The organism is Streptomyces sp. NPDC048565, from assembly GCF_040650935.1.
Lineage (GTDB): Bacteria > Actinomycetota > Actinomycetes > Streptomycetales > Streptomycetaceae > Streptomyces.
On record NZ_JBEZIH010000014.1, the window covers coordinates 38,779 to 60,055 of the forward strand.

Annotated in this window: 12 protein-coding genes; 10 read left to right on the forward strand and 2 right to left on the reverse strand. The window is 72.9% G+C overall.

Annotated features, from left to right (window positions below; translation table 11 throughout):
• The first annotated feature begins 15 nt into the window (after window positions 1-15).
• From AB0C75_RS18435 to moeZ, 5 genes are all read left to right on the forward strand, one after another.
• Window positions 16-1,839 (forward strand): DUF3492 domain-containing protein, encoded by a 1,824-nt coding sequence (locus tag AB0C75_RS18435; protein ID WP_362892226.1) that lies wholly within the window; start codon window positions 16-18, stop codon window positions 1,837-1,839.
• Window positions 1,840-1,876: 37 nt separating this feature from the next.
• Complete coding sequence (locus tag AB0C75_RS18440) at window positions 1,877-3,073, forward strand: hypothetical protein (RefSeq protein ID WP_362891980.1); 1,197 nt, start codon at window positions 1,877-1,879, stop codon at window positions 3,071-3,073.
• 160 nt (window positions 3,074-3,233) lie between these two features.
• A complete protein-coding gene (locus AB0C75_RS18445; protein ID WP_362891982.1) occupies window positions 3,234-4,199 on the forward strand; it encodes an NAD-dependent epimerase/dehydratase in 966 nt (321 codons plus the stop codon).
• Entirely contained in the window at window positions 4,187-5,125 is a 939-nt protein-coding gene (locus AB0C75_RS18450) for a spherulation-specific family 4 protein (protein WP_362891984.1), read from the forward strand. The genes AB0C75_RS18445 and AB0C75_RS18450 overlap by 13 nt, the downstream gene beginning before the upstream one ends.
• Window positions 5,126-5,209: 84 nt before the next feature.
• The gene (gene moeZ / locus AB0C75_RS18455) at window positions 5,210-6,388 is read left to right on the forward strand and encodes an adenylyltransferase/sulfurtransferase MoeZ (protein ID WP_362891986.1); all 1,179 of its coding nucleotides are present in this window, start codon (window positions 5,210-5,212) and stop codon (window positions 6,386-6,388) included.
• Window positions 6,389-6,496: 108 nt separating this feature from the next.
• On the opposite strand, the gene AB0C75_RS18460 is transcribed toward moeZ, so the two are convergent.
• Together AB0C75_RS18460 and AB0C75_RS18465 are read right to left on the reverse strand one after the other, a co-directional pair.
• Window positions 6,497-8,095 (reverse strand): alpha/beta fold hydrolase, encoded by a 1,599-nt coding sequence (locus AB0C75_RS18460; protein WP_362891988.1) that lies wholly within the window; start codon window positions 8,093-8,095, stop codon window positions 6,497-6,499.
• 266 nt (window positions 8,096-8,361) lie between these two features.
• Entirely contained in the window at window positions 8,362-11,082 is a 2,721-nt protein-coding gene (locus AB0C75_RS18465) for a lysylphosphatidylglycerol synthase domain-containing protein (protein ID WP_362891990.1), read from the reverse strand.
• A gap of 215 nt (window positions 11,083-11,297) precedes the next feature.
• Between AB0C75_RS18465 and AB0C75_RS18470 the strand changes: the two genes are divergently transcribed.
• From AB0C75_RS18470 to nudC, 5 genes are all read left to right on the forward strand, one after another.
• The gene (locus tag AB0C75_RS18470) at window positions 11,298-11,708 is read left to right on the forward strand and encodes an MGMT family protein (protein WP_362891992.1); all 411 of its coding nucleotides are present in this window, start codon (window positions 11,298-11,300) and stop codon (window positions 11,706-11,708) included.
• Window positions 11,709-11,950: 242 nt separating this feature from the next.
• A complete protein-coding gene (locus AB0C75_RS18475; protein WP_362891994.1) occupies window positions 11,951-15,286 on the forward strand; it encodes an ATP-dependent DNA helicase in 3,336 nt (1,111 codons plus the stop codon).
• 81 nt (window positions 15,287-15,367) lie between these two features.
• On the forward strand, window positions 15,368-18,835 hold the full coding sequence (locus tag AB0C75_RS18480) for a UvrD-helicase domain-containing protein (protein ID WP_362891996.1): 3,468 nt from the start codon (window positions 15,368-15,370) through the stop codon (window positions 18,833-18,835).
• 10 nt (window positions 18,836-18,845) lie between these two features.
• Entirely contained in the window at window positions 18,846-20,240 is a 1,395-nt protein-coding gene (locus AB0C75_RS18485; protein WP_362891998.1) for a dipeptidase, read from the forward strand.
• A 44-nt stretch (window positions 20,241-20,284) separates the two neighbouring features.
• A complete protein-coding gene (gene nudC / locus AB0C75_RS18490; protein ID WP_362892000.1) occupies window positions 20,285-21,232 on the forward strand; it encodes an NAD(+) diphosphatase in 948 nt (315 codons plus the stop codon).
• The last annotated feature ends 45 nt before the right edge of the window (window positions 21,233-21,277 follow it).

Genomic DNA, 21,277 nt, shown 5'->3' on the forward strand with positions numbered 1-21,277 from the left:
ATCGGGGGTGTGCTCGTGCGGATCGGACTCCTCACGGACGGTGGTTATCCGTATGCGACCGGTGAGTCCAGACTCTGGTGCGACCGTCTGGTGCGCGGTCTTCCCCAGCACGAGTTCGATCTCTTCGCGCTCAGCCGCTCCGCCGACCAGGAACAGCGGGGCCGGGTCAGACTCCCCGACCGGGTCGGGCGGGTGCGGACCGCGCCGCTGTGGACCCACGACGAGGACGTCCGGCACACCGGCGGCAGGACCAGAGGCCTGACAGGCCGAATCGCCACCGGCCTGGGGCGCTCGTACGGACGGCGGGACCGGCGGCGCTTCACGGCGCACATGGCGGCGCTCGTCGGCGCGGTCTGCGCCGGACCGGAGGCAGGGCCCGAGGTCGGCGGCACCGAAGCGGGGGCGGCGGCCGGTCTCTTCACCGACGGCCTCTACGGCCTCGCCGAACTGGCCCGGGAGCGTGGGGGACTGCACGGCGCCCTGCGCTCCGAGACGACCGTACGCATCGTGGAGGCGGCCTGCCGGGCTCCCGGCACCGGGCGGACCGTCCACAGTGCCACCGTCCCCGACTACCTCTCCTTCGTGGCCGAGCTGGAGCGCGCCCTGCGCCCCCTCTCCCTCGACTGGTACGACGAGGACGGACTCGGCGCGGTCGACCTCTGTCATGCGGCGTCCGGCGGTGCGGCCGCTCTGCCGGGGCTCCTGGCCAAACGCTTCTTCGGCGTACCGCTTCTGGTGACGGAGCACGGTGTGCCGTTGCGGTCCCATTACCTGGCGGCGCCCGAGGCCCCGCTCGGTGCGCCGGTGCGCGCCCTGCTGGCCAACTTCCACGGGCTGCTCGCCTCCGAGGTCTACCGGCAGGCCTCGCTGATCACTCCCGGCAACACCCATGTCCGGCGCTGGCAGGAGCGGTTCGGCGCCCACCGGAGCAAGGTGCGCACGGTCTACCCCGGCATGGAGGCGGAGCGGTTCGGAGCCGTGGGGGAGGGCGACGACGACGGGGGGCCGGGCACGCTGGTGTGGATCGGGCGCATCGAACCCGCCAAGGACCTGATCGCCCTGCTCCACGCCTTCGCCGAGGTGCTCAGGGCCGAGCCGGACGCCCGGCTGCGGATCTTCGGCGCGCCGGTCCAGGGGGCCGAGGGCGAGGCCTATCTCGCCCACTGCAGAGCACTGGCGGCCCAGCTCTTCCCCGACGAGGCCGCGGACGCGCACGCCGTCGGCGACAACCCGGTCACCTTCGAGGAGATCGGTGGTCCCGAGGTGCCCGACCTCGCGGAGGCCTACGCCGCCGGCGGCGTGGTCGTGCTCTCCAGCGTCGTCGAGGGCTTTCCCATCAGCCTGGTCGAAGCGATGTTCTGCGGCCGGGCCACCGTCTCGACGGACGTGGGCGCCGTCGTCGAAGTCGTCGGCGGTACGGGCCTGGTGGTGCCCCCGCGCAATCCGCGGGCGCTCGCCGACGCCTGCGTCGCGCTCCTGCGCGACCCGGAGCGCCGTGCGCGCCTGGGTGCGGCGGCGCGCGCCAGGGCGCTCGAACTCTTCACCGTCGAGCAGAACCTCGCGGCATTTCGCGGCATTTACCTGGACCTGGCCGGCCACGCCCCGTCCCGTTGGACGACGCCGCCCGACCCCGAGTACCCGGCGGGCCGGCCCCGCCCCTTCGCCACACCCCCGGAGGCCCATGTGCTGGACGCTCTGCCTCCCGAGCGGATCGCCGCGGTGCTGCCCGTGGGGGCGGCGGCCAGGTCCGCCGTGGGTGCCTCCCGGGTGCCGACCTGGGCGGTCGGCGCGGAGGGCGTGTGCGCGGGCGCACGCGGGGCGGGGGACGGCGATGCGTGACGACGACATCAGCGGTCACGACCATGGAGGAGTTGAGATGGACGGACCGAACGGCGCCCCGGCCCCGGACAGCGTCGGCGGTGAGCCGGCGGACGAGGGCGGCGGAGCGGTCCGCTCCGCCGTCCGGGCGCCCGAGATCGCCTACCACCCCGCCCGCCGATCCGTGGCCAGGCGCGGCCCCGCCGACCCCGTGAAGGTGCTGATGCACCGGCACCGTGACCTCTGCGAGCGCGCCGTCGACCCGCTGGAGATCGCCGCCGGCCTGGAGGCGCACGGTCTGACCGACCGGACCGCCGCGCGCTACCGGCACCGCGACGTCTTCTCCCTCGCGGAGGAGCTCTACGCCCGCGTCCCCGGCTCGGGCAGGCCCGTACCCCGCGCCCCGGGCCCCGACCCGGGCGAGGAGGCGACCGGCTGGGCGCTCCCGGCGCTGCTGCCCGGCGCCGCCTGCCTCGCGACCTTCGGTGCCCTCAGGGTCACCGAAGGGGTGCTCGGCGGCGAGGCCAGGTTCGCGGTGACCGCCGTCGGGGCGCTGCTCGTCGTGCTCGGGCTCCGGCTCGCCCTGCGCTCGGGCCCGCTGCGCGCCCCGGAGTCCGTCGGCGGCGTCACCCTGTACGTCTGCTGGCTCCTCGGCTACACCGTGTACGGCGACGACCTGCTCGCCCAGGTCATCAGCGGCGGGCCCGACGGCCACTGGGCCGCGGCACCCGCCCCCCTGCTCGGGCTCACGCTCGCCCTGGCCCCCGCGGCCTGGTGCGCCCATCTGTTCTCCGTGCACGCGCGTCGCCGGCTCGCCGGATCCCACGGCCTTTCGGACTTCGGCGCCGGCGTGCGCCCCATGCTCTTCGGTGTCGTCGCGCTCTTCCTGTGCGCGCTGACCGCGCTGCTGTTCCTCGCCGCTCTCGGACACCCAGGCGCGGACGGTGCCGAGCTGGTGGCCCCCGTCGCCCTCGGTGGCCTGCTCTTCCTGGCCCGTCTGCTGGCCGTCCACGGCTTTCCGGAACCCGCCGCCACCGGGCTCGCCGCCGCCTGCGCCGTCGAAGTGGCGGCCCCCTTCCTCGTACTCGCCGGACGGCTGCCCGGCCTCGGGCTCGTGGCCCGGCCGGTCGACGCCCTCTACGCCGCGGCAGGACCCGGCGGCGTACCGATCATCGCCTGCGGTGTCGCCGCGTTCGGACTGCTGGTCCACGCCTCGGTCACCCTCACCAGGGCATCCGCCCACGCCACGGCCTAGGCCTGCCACGGCCCAAGTCCGGGGTGACGTTCGCCCCACCCCCGCGGAGCCGACGCCGCGGGTCTCCCGTACCGCACACCACCTTCCTCAAGGAGACACCGGACATGACCCCCCAATTCCCCGCACCGGCAGCACGCCGTCGGCACCGAGGGGGCGCGCGATGAGGGTTCTGCTGCTCGGAGCGAACGGATTCCTCGGACGCTTCGTCGCCGACCGTCTGCTCGCCGACCCCGCCGTGCACCTCACGGCGCTCGGCCGCGGCGACGACGCCGATGTGCGCTTCGACCTCGCGGGCGGCAGCCCAGGGGCGCTCACCCGCTTCCTGGACGCCGTCCACCCGGGGGTCGTCGTCAACTGCGCCGGTGCCACCCGTGGCGGTGCCCGCGACCTGACCCGCCACAACACCGTCGCCGTGGCCACCGTCTGCGAGGCCATGCGCCGCAGCGGGTGCAGCCCGCGGCTCGTCCAGGTCGGCTGCGCATCCGAGTACGGGCCCTCGCAGCCCGGCTCGTCCACCGCCGAGGACGCCGTACCACGTCCGGGAGGGCCGTACGGGGTCAGCAAGCTCGCCGCCACCGAGCTGGTCCTCGGATCCGGCCTCGACGCGGTCGTCCTGCGGGTCTTCTCGCCGGTGGGACCCGGCACCCCGGCCGGCTCCCCGCTCGGCCGGCTCGCCGAGACCATGCGCCGCGCCATGCAGACCGGCGACCCCGAGCTCAAGCTCAGCGGCCTCGGGGTGCAGCGCGACTTCGTCGACGTACGGGACGTGGCGCGCGCCGTGCACGCCGCCTCGCTCTCCGCGGCGCAGGGCGTCGTCAACATCGGCACGGGACGGGCCGTACGGCTGCGTGACGCGGCGGCGGTCCTCGCCAGGGTCGCGGGTTACTCCGGCGCACTCCATGAGCTCGACACTCCGCCGGGCAGGCTCCCCATCGGCGCCCCCCGCGCCTCCGCGGAATCCGTCGTGGAGCACCTCGCGGCGACCCCGTCCCCCTACCCCGACGGTTGCGGCGCCTGGCAGCAGGCCGATGTGCGCACGGCCAGGGACCGGCTCGGCTGGCGTCCCCGGATCAATCTGGAGGAGTCACTCGCCGACATCTGGATGGAGGCGGCATGCCGTATCTGACCAGCACGGGCTCCACGCTGCGGACCGGCGGCGCGGAACAGGTCGGCGTCGGTGTGCCCGGATACGCGCACCCGCTGCTCGCGCCGGCCGAATGGGCCGGGCTCAGCCGGCCCGGCACACCGCTGCACTGGGCCGTCCTCAACATCGACAACGGGCCGGGCGCCCGGCCCGACCCGCACTGTCTCGAGGCGGCCGGCCGGCTGCGCAACGCCCGCGAGAGGGCCCTGTGCGGAGAGGCGCCCGAGGACTCCGTCCGGGCCTCGGGCGGCAGACTGCTGGGCCACCTCGACCTCGCCTTCGGCAGCCGCTCCTTCGGCGAACTGATCGCCGACGCCCAGTCCTACGTCGACTGGTACCACGTCGGCGGCTTCTATCTGGACCGCTGCCCGGTCGGGCGCGACGCGCTCCCGTCGGTCCGCAGGCTGACCAGCACCCTCTCCGCCCTCCTGGCCGACAGCGACAGCGACAGCGCGGACGAGGGGGGCGGGTGGCTGGTCCTGGGCCATGACACCCATCCGCACCCCGGCTACGCCGAGGCCGCCGACCAGCTGGTCACCTTCAGGGGTCCCTGGGCCGACTACCGCTGGTCCCAGGTGGCCGAGTGGACGGCAGCCTACGAGCCGGGCCGCTTCGCGCACTTCGTCCACGGCGTCCCGCGCACCCACCTGGAGGAGGCCATGCGCATCGCCCGCTGGCAGGGAGCGGGCACGATCTTCTTCACGGACCGCGACGGCATGGGCCGCGATTGCATGGACCGCGACGGCACGGGCCGCGATTGCATGGACCGCGACGGCATGGGCCGCGACTGCACGAGCCGTGACGGCGCGGACCGTGACGGCACCAAGGGGCAAACCGACCCATTCGCGGCACTGCCCAGCTACTGGGACGAATTCGTCTCGCGGATCGGACCTGGTATCTCGGAATGAGGGGCGGCGTGGCAGTGTTACGGGAGAACAACCGTACGTAGATGAAGTACGTAGAAACCGACCACCTGCATTGTTGAGGTTCCTGTGTCGCTGCCACCCCTGGTCGAGCCGGCTGCCGAGCTCACCGTCGATGAGGTCCGCAGGTACTCCCGCCACCTGATCATCCCGGATGTCGGGATGGACGGACAGAAGCGGCTGAAGAACGCGAAGGTGCTCTGTGTGGGAGCCGGGGGCCTCGGCTCACCGGCTCTGATGTACATGGCCGCGGCCGGTGTCGGCACGCTCGGCATCGTGGAGTTCGACGAGGTCGACGAGTCGAACCTGCAGCGCCAGGTCATCCACAGCCAGGCCGACATCGGCAAGTCCAAGGCGCTGTCGGCCAAGGAGACCGTCCAGGGGATCAACCCCCTGGTGGACGTGGTTCTTCACGAGGAGCGGCTCGAAGCCGACAACGTGATGGACATCTTCGCCCAGTACGACCTGATCGTGGACGGCACGGACAACTTCGCCACCCGCTATCTCGTCAACGACGCCGCGGTCCTGCTGAACAAGCCGTACGTCTGGGGCTCGATCTACCGCTTCGACGGCCAGGCGTCCGTGTTCTGGTCCGAGCACGGCCCCTGCTACCGCTGCCTCTACCCGGAGCCGCCGCCCCCCGGCATGGTTCCCTCCTGCGCCGAGGGCGGTGTCCTCGGCGTGCTCTGCGCGTCCATCGGCTCCATCCAGGTCAACGAGGCCATCAAGCTGCTCGCCGGTATCGGTGACCCGCTGGTCGGCCGTCTGATGATCTACGACGCGCTGGAGATGCAGTACCGCCAGGTCAAGGTCCGCAAGGACCCCGACTGCGCGGTCTGCGGCGAGAACCCCACCGTCACCGAGCTCATCGACTACGAGGCCTTCTGCGGCGTTGTGTCCGAGGAGGCCCAGGAGGCGGCGGCCGGTTCCACGATCACTCCCAAGCAGCTCAAGGAGTGGATCGACGGCGACGAGAAGATCGAGATCATCGACGTCCGCGAGCCGAACGAGTACGAGATCGTCGCGATCCCGGGCTCCCGGCTGGTCCCGAAGAACGAGTTCCTGATGGGCAACGCCCTCCAGGACCTTCCGCAGGACAGGCGCATCGTCCTGAACTGCAAGACCGGCGTCCGCAGTGCCGAGGTCCTCGCGGTCCTCAAGTCGGCGGGCTTCGCCGACGCGGTGCACGTCGGCGGCGGCGTCATCGGCTGGGTCAACCAGATCGAGCCCGAGAAGCCGGTCTACTAGACCGGGCGCACGAAACAGGGCGCACGAAACAGTGCGCACCACATGCGGAAGGGCCGGCTCCCCGCGCGGAGCCGGCCCTTCCGCATGTCGCCCGTATGTCGCCGTATGTCAGGAGCAGGTGCGTCCGTCCGGCGGGACCTTGCCCTCCAGCAGATAGCCGTCCACGGCCTTCTGCACGCAGGTGCTGCCGCCGTTGTACGCCCCGTGGCCCTCACCCTTGTACGTGAGCTCGACCCCGACGCCCTTGCCGAGCTCGGTGGCCATCGCCTTCGCGCCGGCGTACGGCGTCGCGGGGTCCCCGGTGTTGCCGATGACCAGGATCGGCGCGGAACCCGGCGCGCTGACGTCCGGGGTGTCCCAGGCGCCCGCGACGGGCCAGCCCGTGCAGGACATCAGCCCCCAGCCCAGGTAGTCACCGAACACCGGGGAGGCCTTGCGGAATCGGGGAAGTGCCTTCCTGGTCTGCTCCAGGGTGAACCGCTCCTTGGAGTCCGCGCAGCTGATGGCGGTGTTCGCGGCATTCGAATTGTCGTAATGCCCGTCCTCGGAGCGGCCGTTCAGCGAGTCGGCGAGCGCGAGGAGCAGTCCGCCCCTCTTGCCGTCCGCCTCGTCCAGACCCTGTTCGAGCAGCGGCCAGGTCTCCTTGGAGTAGAGGGCCGACGCGATTCCGGTGGTGGCCTGGGTCTCGGTCAGTTCCCGGTCACCGAGCCCAGGGGCGGGCTTCTTCTCCAGCTTGGCCAGGAGCGCGATGATCCAGTCCTGCACCTCCTCGGAGGTGGCCCCGGGGAGCTTGCAGTCGTCACGCTCGGCGCAGTCGGCGGTGAAGTTGTCGAGGGCGAGCTGGAAGCCCTCGGCCTGGCCGAGCGAGGACTCCAGGGAGTTCTGCGTCGGGTCGACGACCGCGTCCAGGACGGCACGGCCGACGGTCTTCGGGAACAGGTGCGCGTAGACGCCGCCCAGTTCGGTGCCGTACGAGATCCCGAAGTAGTAGAGCTTGTCGTCACCGAGCACCTTGCGCAGCAGGTCCATGTCCCGGGCCGCGTTCGTCGTGCCGACGTAGGCCAGTTCGTCCCCGGAGTTCTTCTCGCAGTCCGCGATGTAGGACTTCTGGTCGGCGGCGAACGCCTTCTCCTCCTCGGCGTCGTCCGGGGTGCCGTCCAGCTCGTAGCGCTTGTCCAGCGTGCTGTCGTCCGAGCATTCGACGCCCTCGCTGCGGCCGACCCCGCGCGGGTCGAAGCTGACCAGGTCGTAGCGCGTGCGGAGCGCGTCGTAGTCGGGGCCGAAGGACGGCAGCGCGGCGACACCTGAGCCGCCGGGACCGCCGAAGTTGAAGATCAGCGAACCGATGCGCCGGTCCTTGTCCTTGGCGTCGGCGCGGATGAGGGCCAGTTCGATGGTGTCGCCCTCCGGGTCCCCGTAGTCGAGGGGAACGTCCATGAAGGAGCACTCCCACTTCGTCCCGCCCGGCAGCGGGGAGGGGGACGCGCCGCTGCCCTGCGCCTTGCTGGGCGCCGGACAGGATTTCCAGTCGAGCTTCTGGGAGGACAGCTCATCGGCCGTCGCCGTGGGGGACGCCGTCGATGCGGCCGACGGCCTCGCCTTCTCCGTACCCCCGTCGTCACCGTCGTCCGAACACGCGGCCAGGGGCAGCAGCACGGTGGCGGTGGCGACGAGGGCAGCGGCACGCAGAGCGGGGGAGGTCCTCATGAACCCATCGTGCGGCGGGGCGCGGGGGATCGCGCGGGGCGCGGTCCATGCGGGTGGCGCTCCCCGCTCATGCTTCTAGGGCGGGTTTCGAAAGTCCCGCCTGCCCGGCGGCGTCTGGCACGCACGCTCGCCGCGTTGTCGGGATCACCCCGATACACCCAGTATCGGGGCGACCCTCCGCCTTGCGATCGCACGCACCGGACGCCGCCGGGCCCGCCCTTCGGGCGGACGGCGCTACTTTCGAAACGCGCTCGTGATCAATACACCTAGAGCTCGCCCTTACGGGTCAGCTGGTTGAAGCAGATCCAGCCGGGAAGCACCGGCAGCCACAGGGTCATCACGCGGTAGAGCAGCACGGCCGGTGCCGCGACCTCCTTCGGCAGACCCACCGCGATCAGACCCAGCGTCAGCGCGCCCTCGACCGCGCCCATGCCACCGGGGGTGGGGGCCGCCGACCCGAGGGCGTTACCCGCGAGGAAGACCACCGCGATGCTGGCGTACGAGAGCTGGGGGACGTCGGGACCGCTGAACGCGCGGATCGACGCGTCGAGGCACAGCACGAAGAGACCGGTCAGCAGCAGCATGCCGCCGATGCCGGTGACCAGCTTCTGCGGGCGCTGCACCACGTCCAGCATGCGGGGGACGACGCCGGCGAACAGTGACCTCACCCGGGTGACGACGAACTTCCGCAGGAACGGGATCGCGGTCACCACCAGCACCAGCACGGCGACCGTGAGCAGGCCCGCGATGACCGTCCTCGACGGGGTGAGCGAGTCCGGAGTCTTCTCCGTGCCGGTCAGATACCCGAAGAGGGCGAGCAGCAGGATGTGGGCGCCGAGGCCGAACAGCTGGGAGGCGCCCACACTCGCGACGGCGAGCCCGGGGCGCACTCCGGCGCGTTGCAGGAAGCGGGTGTTCAGGGCGACACCGCCGACCGCGGCCGGTGCCACGATCTTCACGAACGACCCGGCGACCTGCGCCAGTACGGTCTTGCCGAAGGCCACCCGCTCGGGCACGAAGCCGAGCAGGCTCATCGCCGCGGCGACGTAGCTCAGGGCCGAGAAGCCCAGCGCCGCCGCCACCCAGCCCCACTCGGCCTCTTCCACGACCGCGCCGAAGTCGGCCTGGGTGATCTGCGAGATCACGAAGTAGGCGGCGATCGAACCCGCGATGAAGCTGAGGAGGGTACGCGGCTTGATGCGCTCAAGACGGACCGGCTCCACCGGCGCCTGCGGCCTGATCAGCAGCACCTGGCGGCGGATCTGGGCCAGCATGTCCTCCTCGCGGGCCTCTTCCAGGGCATCGTCCATCGCCCGCTTCTCGGCCTGCTTCTCCGTGCGCAGTGACTTGCGGACGGCCTTGCGGTCGCCGGTCGTCGAGCCGTGCGCCTCCGTCTTGCTCTGCTTCGACGCCTGGGAGGCCTCCAGCACCGCCTCACGCTCGCGCTGCGAACGCTCCCGGGCGAGCCTGCGCAGCGTCGCCCGGGTGGAGCGGCTCAGCGCGATCGGCTGGAGCAGCGGCAGGCAGTCGGCGACGGCGTCGGGCCCGAGCACCGCGAGCGCCCCGGCGACGGCGCGCTCGGCGCCCACCCGCAGGCCGGTGGTGGTGAGCAGCTGCGCGACGTCCATACGCAGGATCAGGTCACCGGCGGCGATCTCGCCGCCCCGCAGATCGGTGACGAACACCGTGCCCCTGCCGTCCACCAGGATGGCGTCCCCGGTGAGCCTGCGGTGTGCGATCCGCCGCGACTGGAGCGCCTGCACCTGCCGCCAGGCGCCCCGCACCAGGTCGTCGGTGATCTCCTCGTCCTCCATCGCGTCCAGCGAGCGCCCGCCGATGTGCTCGTACACGAGCATCACGGCGTCGGGGCCGAGCTCGGACGTGGCGATCAGCTTGGGCGCGTTGGCCCCGGCCGCGATCGCCGCGTACGCGAGGAGCGCCTCCTGCTCCAGGGCCTGGCGCAGGGACAGGATCGAGCGGCGCTGGGTGATGCTGCGCAGGGTGAGCCTGCGCCACACCCGGTAGAAGAACCCCTGGGCCTGCTGTTCCCGGTCGACGACCGTGACGTCCAGCGGTGGCCCGTCCTCCAGAGTGACCAGATAGCGCCGGCCCCGGTCGCTCTGGTCGATGTTGTCGGGAGCGTCCTCGGTGCGCATCGCTGCGACCGGGCGGAAACCGACGTGCCGCAGACCGGCCATCAGGTGCTGGCCGGTCGGGCGGACGTTGGGCGATCCGACCGCGTACAACGTGCCGTACGCCACGGTCCAGCCGATCAGCACGGTGAGGACGATCGAGAACGGGGTGGTGTAGCCGCCGACCAGCATCGCGAAGGCGTCCAGGAGCAGCACCACCCACAGGACGACCCGCCAGCGGGGTCTGCGGGCCATCCCGACCGCCGTCATGTAGGCGATGACGGGCGCGAGATATCCGTGCACGGGGTCGGTGAGCGCGTCCCCGGGCTGGGGCTGGGTCAGCGCGTCCCGGATCGTCCCTGACGCCGACTTGGCGACCCAGAGATCGGTGGCCAGGGTCACCCCGTGCGCCAGCACGGCGGCGAGCACCCCGTCCGCGATCCGCAGCCCGTCGCGCTTCACCAGACGCTCGATCGCGAAGGCGACCGGCACGAGGAGCACGGCGATGCTGGACACCAGACCCGCGAGCTTGATCAGCAGATCGGGCGCCTGGTCGGTGCCCTTGGAGATGTCGTCCTCCAGGCCCGTGGTGGTCCCCTGGGCGAACGCGGCGACGGAGAACAGCAGAACGATCGCGAGGACCCCGATGAGGAGCCGCAGCAGATCCGACGGGCGGTGGACCCGGGCGGGCAGCAGGGGCTCGTCGCCGGAGACCCGGTCGGTCAGGGCGGTGTCGGCCGACGCGAGCGTCGAGCCCGCCAGGTGCTTGTCGGGGGGCCCCGAGGCCTCTTCGGGACCGGGCGCGTCCGGGCGTGGCTCGGCGTCGGAGGAGCCCGCCGCCTTCGGTGGCTGCACGCCCTGCTCCTTAGCCTCTGACGAATCTTCGTCTTCTCGTATCACCGGTCACCGCCCGCATGATGGTGGCACGGCCTGCAGACAGAGGGGGGCATCAGGGTGCATTGCGCGGGCGCGATGCGCAACATTCCCGCTTCGTTCCCGTGTGCACGTTGTGTGACCGGGGCGACAGCGCGCGGGCCCCGTTGTCGGTGGCGTACGGCAGGATGGGGCGGATGAGCGAAGACCGGACCAGCGGTGGCAGGACCGGGGACGGGCCCGCCGCCCCCGTGACCGCCGAGCTGCCCCTCTACGCCGAGCGGGTCCTTGACGTGGCGGACCTGATCCCTCCCGGCCGCGTCATGACGTACGGCGACGTCGCGGAGTGGCTCGGTGACGGCGGGCCGAGACAGGTCGGCCGGGCGATGGCGCTGTACGGCTCCGCGGTGCCCTGGTGGCGTGTCGTGCGCGCCGACGGGACGCTGCTGCCGGGCCATGAGCTGCGGGCCCTCGGCCACTACCGCGAGGAGGGCACACCGCTGAGAGCGGCCCCGCGCGAGGCGGAGGGGCACGTCCCGCGTCTCGACATGAAGCGCGCCAGATGGGACGGCACGACCGGTGGCCAGGGCGACGAAGCTCACAACTGACACCTTCCGCCGTCGTGCCCGGCAGGGACGGCCGACCGGCAGGAGCGGGGGTGCGCCGGAGGGCCGCTGCGGGGGCGTGCCCCGCAGCGGCTGTCACCGTGTGACGAGCGACGCGGCCGACAGCCGGATGTACGCTCCGCCGCTGGCGTAGCGTCGTCCACACGCGGCACGCTCCGCTCCCTCATCCGTTTCCGTCACGACCGGCGCAGACCGAGTACACCCACCAGGACCGGCGATCCCACGTGAGCTCCTCCTTCACCACCCGGAACAGCCCGCACCGTCAGGCACGGCGGCGGGCCCCGGGCGCGTACCGGCTGGTGCGCACGCCACCCGGTTCCGTGGACCCCCCTCTCCTGGACGCACCGCAGCGCGCGGTGGTTGACCACGGCGACGGCCCGCTGCTGGTCCTGGCCGGACCCGGCACGGGCAAGACCACGACGCTGGTGGAGACGGTCGCCCGGCGGGTGGCGCGCGGCACCGACCCCGCCCGCATCCTCGTCCTCACCTTCAGCCGCAAGGCGGCGGTCGAGCTGCGCGACCGGATGGCGGCGCGGCTCGGTGGCCTCCGGGGCCCGCAGGCCACCACCTTCCACTCGTACTGCTACGCCCTGGTCCGCGCCCACCAGGACGCCGACCTCTTCGCCGATCCGCTGCGCCTGCTCTCCGGGCCCGAACAGGACGTCACCGTCCGGGAACTCCTCGCCGGTCAGCTCGGCCTCGAACAGGACGGTCTCGCCCATGTCCGCTGGCCGGACGAAGTGCGGGCGTGCCTGACCACCCGGGGCTTCGCCGACGAGGTGCGCGCGGTGCTGGCCCGCAGCCGTGAGCTGGGCCTGGGCCCGGACGCGCTGGCCGCCTTCGCCCGCCGCACGGGACGCCCCGACTGGAGCGCCGCCGCCCAGTTCCTCGCCGAGTACCTGGACGTGCTCGACGCACAGGGCGTCCTCGACTACGCCGAGCTCGTCCACCGGGCGGTCCTGCTCGCCGAGCGTCCCGAAGTGGCCGCGTCGCTGGCCCGGAGCTACGACGTGGTGCTCGTCGACGAATACCAGGACACGGATCCCGCCCAGGTGCGGCTGCTGCACGCGCTGGCCGGGAACCGGGGCGGCGCGGGCCCTGGTGCGGGGGGCGGCGGGGGCGTGGCCGCAGGCGCCGGGGGCGGCCGGACGCTGATCGCCTTCGGCGACCCCGACCAGTCCATCTACGCCTTCCGGGGCGCCGATGTGAACGGCATCCTCGACTTCCCGGACACCTTCCGCCGTGCCGACGGCGCGCCCGCCCCCGTCGGGGTCCTCACCACCTCACGCCGCTCCGGCGCGCGGCTGCTCGCGGCGACCCGGCTGCTCACCCGCCGCATGCCGCTCACCCGTCTGCCGTCCGCCAAGGTCCGCGCCCACCGCGAGCTGTCCGCCGTGCGCGAGGGCGGCCGTGTCGAGGCGTACACCTACCCGACGCCCTCCACCGAGCTGGAGAACATCGCCGACCTGCTCCGGCGCGCACACCTCGAAGAGGGCGTGCCCTGGCGGGACATGGCGGTCCTCGTGCGCGCCGGCGGACGCTCGATCCCCGCCGTGCGCCGGGCGCTCACCTCTGCCGGAGTGCCCCTGGAGGTGGACGGCGACGATCTCCCCCTGCGCCACGAGCCGGCGGTCGCCCCTCTCCTGACCGCCCTGCGCACCGTCGCCGGTGCGGCGCTGGAGCCCGGCGGGCTCGACACCGAGACCGCACTCACTCTCCTCACCTCGCCCCTCGGCTCCATGGACGCCGCCGACCTGCGCCGTCTCGGCCGGGCCCTGCGCGACGACGAGCGGGCCGCGGGTAACCGCCTGCCCCCGCCGTCAGGGGAGCTGCTGGCCGAGGCGCTCGCCGAACCCGAGCGCCTGGCCACCCACGACCCGGCGTACGCCCGCGGAGCGCAGCGGCTCGGCGCGCTCCTGCGCACGGCCCGTGAGCTCCTGGAGGGCGGCGGCACCGCCGAGGAGGCCCTGTGGACCCTGTGGAACGGCACCCCCTGGCCCGGCCGTCTCGAGCGGGCGGCGCTGCGCGGCGGTCCGGGCGGACGGAACGCCGACCGGGACCTCGACGCCGTATGCGCCCTCTTCGACACGGCGGCACGCGCCGAGGAGCGCACCGGAGGGCGCGGCGCGCTCAACTTCCTGGAGGAGGTCGACGCCCAGGACATCGCCGCCGACACCCTCTCCCGCCGCGCCGTACGCCCCGACGCCGTACGCCTGATGACCGCGCACCGCTCCAAGGGTCTGGAATGGCGGCTGGTGGTCGTCGCCGGGGTGCAGGAGGGCCTCTGGCCCGACCTGCGCCGCAGGGGATCGCTCCTGGAGGCGGACCGGATCGGGCGCGACGGTCTGGCCGAACCGCTCACCCCCGGGGCGCTCCTGGCCGAGGAACGCCGCCTGTTCTACGTGGCCGCGACCCGGGCCCGTGAACGCCTGATCGTCACCGCGGTCAAGGCGCCCGCCGACGACGGCGACCAGCCCTCCCGCTTCCTCACCGAGCTGGGGACCGAACCCAGGGACGTCACCGGACGCCCCCGCCGCCCGCTCGCGGTGGCCCCGCTCGTCGCCGAGCTCCGGGCCACGACCGTCGACCCCGCCGCCTCGGAAGCCCTGCGCGACGCCGCCGCGCACCGGCTCGCCCGGCTCGCCGCGCTCACCGACGAGGAGGGCCAGCCGCTCGTGCCGGCCGCCCATCCGTACCGGTGGTGGGGCCTCGACGAGCCGACCCGCTCCCAGATTCCGCTGCGCGACCGGGACCACCCCGTCGCGCTCTCCGGGAGCGCGCTCGACCAGCTCGCCAACACCTGCGCCCTCCAGTGGTTCCTGGGGCGCGAGGTCAAGGCGGACGCCCCGGCGACGGCGGCCCAGGGCTTCGGCAACGTGGTCCACGTACTCGCCGACGAGGTCGCGTCCGGACGCACCGCGGCCGACCTGGACGTCCTGATGGAGCGCCTGGACTCCGTATGGGACGGCCTGGTCTTCGACGCCCCCTGGAAGTCGCGGCAGGAGAAGGACCAGGCACGCGCCGCCCTGGAACGCTTCCTGCGCTGGCACGTCATGGACCGCGCGGGCCGCACCCCCACCGCCACCGAACACGACTTCGACGTCACCCTGGAGGCGGGCGAGTACGCCGTACGCATCCGGGGCTCCATGGACCGGGTCGAACGGGACACCGAGGGCCGGGCGTACGTCGTCGACTTCAAGACGGGCAAGGGAGCGCCGACCAAGGACGAGGTGGCCTCCCACCCCCAGCTCGCCGTCTACCAGCTGGCGGTCAGGGAAGGCGCCGTCGACGAGGTCTTCGAGGGCCGCCGCCCCGAAGCCGGCGGAGCCGAGCTCGTACAGCTGCGGCAGCCCGCCCCGAAGAAGGAGGGCGGCGACACCCTCCCCAAGGTGCAGGCGCAGGAAGCCCTTTCCGGCGAGTGGGTCTCCGACCTGCTGGCCACGGCTGCCGGCCGGGTCCTGGACGAACGCTTCACCCCCACGACCGGCCAGCACTGCACCCACTGCGCCTTCAAGGCGTCGTGCAGCGCGCAGCCCGAGGGCCGGCAGATCATCGAATGACCGCACGGCCCGGTGCCCGCGTACGACCGCCGGCCCCCGCGTACGACCGGGTTGTCGGTGCGGCCGGTTAGCCTCTGTGGAGTGTCCCCCCGTATCACCGACCCCGAGCAGCTCAAGGAGCTCCTGGGGATCCCCTTCACCCCGGAGCAGACGGCCTGCATCACCGCGCCGCCCGCCCCGCAGGTGATCGTGGCCGGAGCCGGCTCGGGGAAGACCACGGTGATGGCCGCCCGGGTCGTCTGGCTGGTCGGGACCGGGCAGGTCGCCCCGGAGCAGGTCCTCGGCCTGACCTTCACGAACAAGGCAGCCGGTGAGCTCGCCGAGCGGGTCCGCAGGGCCCTGATCGCAGCCGGGGTCACCGACCCGGACGTCATCGACCCCGACAACCCCCCGGGCGAACCCGGGATCTCGACCTACCACGCCTTCGCCGGCCGGCTCCTGACCGACCACGGCCTACGGATCGGCCTCGAACCCACCACCCGGCTCCTCGCCGACGCCACCCGTTACCAGCTCGCCGCCCGGGTACTGCGCGAGGCCCCCGGCCCCTACCCCGCACTGACCCGGTCCTTCCCCACGCTCGTCAGCGACCTGCTGGCCCTGGACGCCGAGCTCGCCGAACACCTCGTACGCCCCGAAGAGCTCGCCGAGCACGACACCGCTCTCCTGAAGGACCTGGAGACGGCCCGGCTCACCAACGCCGAGCTGCGCAAGATCCCCGAGACGTCCGAGGCCCGCCGCGAACTCCTCGAGCTGACCCGGCGCTACCGTGCGGCCAAGCGCAGCAGGGACCTCCTCGACTTCGGCGACCAGATCGCACTCTCCGCCGAGCTGGCCCTCACCAGGCCCGAGGTCGGCGCCATCCTCCGCGACGAGTTCCGCGTCGTCCTGCTCGACGAGTACCAGGACACCTCCGTGGCCCAGCGTCTGCTCCTGGCCGCACTGTTCGGCGGGGGAGGCGGGGGAGGGGGCGGCGGCACGGCGGGCCACGCCGTCACCGCGGTGGGCGACCCCTGCCAGGCGATCTACGGCTGGCGCGGCGCGTCCGTGGCCAACCTCGACGACTTCCCGCAGCACTTCCCGCAGGCCGACGGCACCCCGGCCACCCGCTACTCCCTCAGCGAGAACCGCCGCAGCGGCGGCCGCCTCCTCCACCTCGCCAACGGCCTCGCGGAACCGTTGCGCGCCATGCACGAGGGAGTGGAGGCGCTGCGGCCCGCGCCCGGAGCCGAGCGGGACGGCACGGTCCGCTGCGCCCTCCTGCGCACCCACGCTGAGGAGATCGACTGGCTCGGCGACTCGCTGGCCCACCTCGTAAGGACCGGGACCCCGCCCGGCGAGATCGCCGTCCTGTGCCGGACCACCGGTGACTTCCCCCGGATCCAGGCCGCCCTCGTCGCCCGGGACATCCCGGTCGAGGTCGTCGGCCTGTCCGGGCTGCTGCACCTCCCCGAGGTCGCCGACCTCGTCGCCGTCTGCGAGGTCCTCCAGGACCCCGGGGCCAACGCATCACTGGTACGGCTGCTCACCGGACCGCGCTGGCGCATCGGACCCCGGGACCTCGCGCTCCTGGGACGTCGTGCCCGCCTGCTCGTCCACCGCTCCGCCTCCGGCGACGACGCAGACCCGGACCAGCGTCTGGCCGACGCCGTCGAGGGAACCGACCCCGCCGAGGTGATCTCGCTCGCCGACGCCCTCGACACCTTCCTGGAGTCCGGCGGGGCCGAGGACGACCAGCTGCCCTTCTCCGCCGAGGCCCGCGTCCGCTTCGCCCGCCTCGCCACCGAGCTCCGCGACCTCCGCCGCTCGCTGGCCGACCCCCTCATGGACGTACTGCACCGCGTCCTCGCGACGACCGGCCTCGAAGTGGAGCTCTCCGCATCGCCGCACGCCCTGGCCGCACGCCGCCGCGAGACCCTCGCCAACTTCCTGGACGTCGCGGCCGGCTTCGCCGCGGTCGACGGGGAGGCGAGCCTGCTCGCCTTCCTCGGCTTCCTGCGCACCGCCGCGCAGTACGAGAAGGGCCTGGACAACGCCCTGCCGGGCGGCGAGAACACCGTGAAGGTCCTCACCGCCCACAAGTCCAAGGGCCTGGAGTGGGACGTCGTCGCCGTTCCCGGCCTCGTCGGGGGCCAGTTCCCCAGCACCCGCTCCCGGGAGGCATGGACCTCGCAGTCCCAGGTCCTCCCGCACGCCCTGCGCGGCGACGCGGACACGCTGCCCGCGCTCGGGTCCTTCGACGCCAAGGGCCTCAAGGCGTTCAAGGAGGAGATGAAGGGGCATCAGCACACCGAGGAGCTCCGCCTCGGATACGTCACCTTCACCCGCCCCCGCACCCTGCTGCTCGGCTCCGGCCACTGGTGGGGCCCGTCCCAGAAGAAGCCCCGCGGCCCGTCCGCCTTCCTGGACGCGCTGTACGAGCACTGCGCGGCCGGGTACGGCGAGATCGAGGCCTGGGCGGACGAGCCCGGCGATGACGAGGAGAACCCGGAGCTCCAGGAGCAGGACGCCGACCAGGCCTGGCCGCTCCCGCTCGACGACACCGCCATGGCCCGCCGTCGCGCCGCCCGTGACACGGTGCTGGCGCACCTGGAGGCCCTGGCGGCCACGCCCGTACCCGATGTCCACGACGAGGAGGCACCGCCGTACGACCCGCCGTACGGCGACGAGGCGCCCCCGTACGAGGAGGTGGACGCCCCCTACGACGACCCGTTCCCCGACGGTGAGCCTGACCCGTTTCCCGAGGGTGAACCGGCCCGGTCCCGCGACGGTGAACCGGGCCCGGGAGACGTACCGCCGGACGCACCCGCCGCGCACGTACCCGCCGCCCGGGTCCCGGTGGACGCCGGCCTCACTCCGGAGGAGTCTCGCGCCCTCGCCTCCTGGGACCGTGATCTCGACGCCCTCGCCGGTGAGCTGCGCCGCGCCCGTGCGGCCGTGCGCGACGTCGTCGTACCCGCCACGCTCTCCGCGACCCAGCTCCTGCACCTGGCCGACGACCCCGACGGCTTCGCGCGGGAGCTCGCCCGCCCCATGCCGCGCCCCCCGCAGCCCGCCGCGCGAAGGGGCACCCGCTTCCACGCCTGGGTGGAGTCCCGCTTCGAGGAACTGCCGCTGCCCATGCTGGGCCCGGACGAGCTCCCCGGGGGCCACGGGAGCGACGCGGAGATCGCCGACGAGCGTGACCTCACGGAGCTCAAGGAAGCCTTCGAACGTACGGCGTACGCCCGGCGCACTCCGTACCGCGTCGAGACCCCCTTCCAGATCACGCTGGGCGGCCGGGTGATCCGCGGCCGGATCGACGCGGTCTACCGCAACGGTGACACGTACGAGATCGTCGACTGGAAGACCGGCCGGCACGGCACCGCCGACCCGCTCCAGCTCGCCGTCTACCGCCTGGCCTGGGCGGAACTCCACGGCCTGCCGCCGGACGCGGTCACAGCGACCTTCCTCTACATACGCACCGGGGAGACGTCCCGCCCCACCGGGCTGCCCGGCCGTGAGGAGCTGGAGAGGCTCCTGCTGGACGAGCCACCTCCTCAGGGCCGATAGGCTCATAAGCATGAGCGACACCCCGGACAGCGCCGTCCGTACGTACACCGAGCAGCACCGCGCGGCCTTCATCGGCGACCTCGCCGAGTGGCTGCGCATCCCGTCGGTGTCCGCGCAGCCGGAGCACGACGGGGACGTGCGGCGCAGCGCCGAGTGGCTGTCCGCCAAGCTCGCGGAGACCGGATTCCCGGTCACCGAGATCTGGGAGACGCCCGGCGCCCCGGCGGTCTTCGCCGAATGGCCGTCCGAGGACCCCGACGCACCCGTCGTCCTGGTCTACGGCCACCACGACGTGCAGCCCGCGCACCTCGATGACGGCTGGAGCACCGACCCGTTCGACCCGGTGATCCGCGACGGCAGGATGTACGGAAGGGGCGCCGCCGACGACAAGGGCCAGGTGTTCTTCCACACACTCGGTGTCCGCGCCCACCTCGCCGCGACCGGCCGCACGACCCCCGCCGTACACCTCAAGCTCCTGATCGAGGGCGAGGAGGAGTCCGGTTCGCCGCACTTCCGCGCGCTGGCCGACGAGCGGGCCGCCCGCATCGCGGCCGACGTCGTGATCGTCTCCGACACGGGCATGTGGGACGAGAACACCCCCACCGTCTGCACCGGCATGCGCGGCCTCGCGGAGTGCGAGATCGAGCTGTCGGGCCCCGACCAGGACATCCACTCCGGGTCCTTCGGCGGTGCGGTGCCCAATCCCGCGACCGCCCTCGCCCGTCTTGTCGCCGCCCTCCACGACACGGAGGGCAGGGTCGCGGTCCCCGGCTTCTACGACGGCGTCACCGAACTCACCGCGGCCGAACGCGCCCTCTTCGCCGAGCTGCCCTTCGACGAGGACACCTGGCTGCGGACCGCGGCCTCGCACGCCGCGTCCGGCGAGGCCGGCTACTCCACCCTGGAGCGCGTCTGGGCCCGCCCCACCGCCGAGGTCAACGGCATCGGCGGCGGCTACCAGGGCGCGGGCAGCAAGACCGTCATCCCCTCGTCCGCCCTGGTGAAGCTGAGCTTCCGGCTGGTCGACGGCCAGGACCCCGAGCGGATCCAGGAAGCGGTCCGTGCCTGGGCCGAGGCCAGGATCCCCGCCGGTGTCCGCCACCGGATCGCCTTCGCCCCCGCGACCCGCCCCTGTCTGACACCCCTGGACCACCCCGCCCTCCAGGCGGTGGCCCGCGCCATGGGAACGGCCTTCGGGACGAAGATCCTCTTCACCCGCGAAGGGGGCTCGGGCCCCGCCGCCGACCTGCGGGACGTGCTCGGCGCACCCGTCCTCTTCCTCGGCATCTCCGTACCGTCCGACGGCTGGCACGGTCCCGACGAGAAGGTCGAGCTCGACCTCCTCATCAAAGGCGCGGAGACCACCGCCCATCTGTGGGGCGAGCTGGCCGACGCGCTGCGCTGAATCTCTGAACGCCCGATCCACCCCCGGGGGAGTAGGAAGCACCTGTGAGCACCTTCGACAACGCCACCGCAGACCGCCCGATCGGTCTCACCGCGCCCAGCGGCATCGACCGCGCCGCGCACCACCGGCTCGACGAGGCCTGGCTCGCCGCGGCCTGGAGTCACCCGACGACCAGGGTCTTCGTCGTCTCCGGGGGGCAGGCGCTCATCGACGACACCCCCGAGGGCGGCACCGAGCTCGTCATGACGCCCGCCTTCGAGGCGCCCGTCACCGAGACCCACCGCTACTTCCTGGGCACCGACGAGGACGGCGTACGCTACTTCGCGCTCCAGAAGGACTCCCTGCCGGGCCGTATGGACCAGTCCGCACGGCCCGCCGGGCTGCGTGAGGCCGGGATGCTGCTCGGCCCGCGCGACGCCGGACTGATGGTGCACGCGGTGGCTCTGGAGAACTGGCAGCGGCTGCACCGCTTCTGCTCACGTTGCGGCGAGCGCACCGTCATCGCGGCGGCCGGACACATCCGCCGCTGCCAGGCCTGCGGTGCGGAGCACTACCCGCGCACCGACCCGGCGGTCATCATGCTGGTCACGGACGACCAGGATCGCGCCCTGCTGGGGCGCCAGGTGCACTGGCCCGAAGGCCGCTTCTCGACCCTCGCCGGCTTCGTCGAGCCGGGGGAGTCGATCGAGCAGTCCGTGGCCCGTGAGGTCTTCGAGGAGGCGGGGGTCGTCATCGGCGAGGTCGAGTACATCGCCAGCCAGCCCTGGCCGTTCCCCTCCAGCCTGATGCTCGGCTTCATGGCACGTGCCTCGTCGTCCGAGATCAATGTGGACGGCGAGGAGATCGAGGAGGCCCGCTGGTTCTCCCGCGAGGAGCTCACGGCGGCCTTCGACTCGGGCGAGGTGCTGCCCCCGTTCGGCGTCTCGATCGCGGCACGCCTGATCGAGCTCTGGTACGGCAAGCCGCTCCCGAAGCCCGGCACCATCGGCTGACTGGCCCGCACCAGCGTGCGCGCGTACGACGGCCCCGGAGTAACT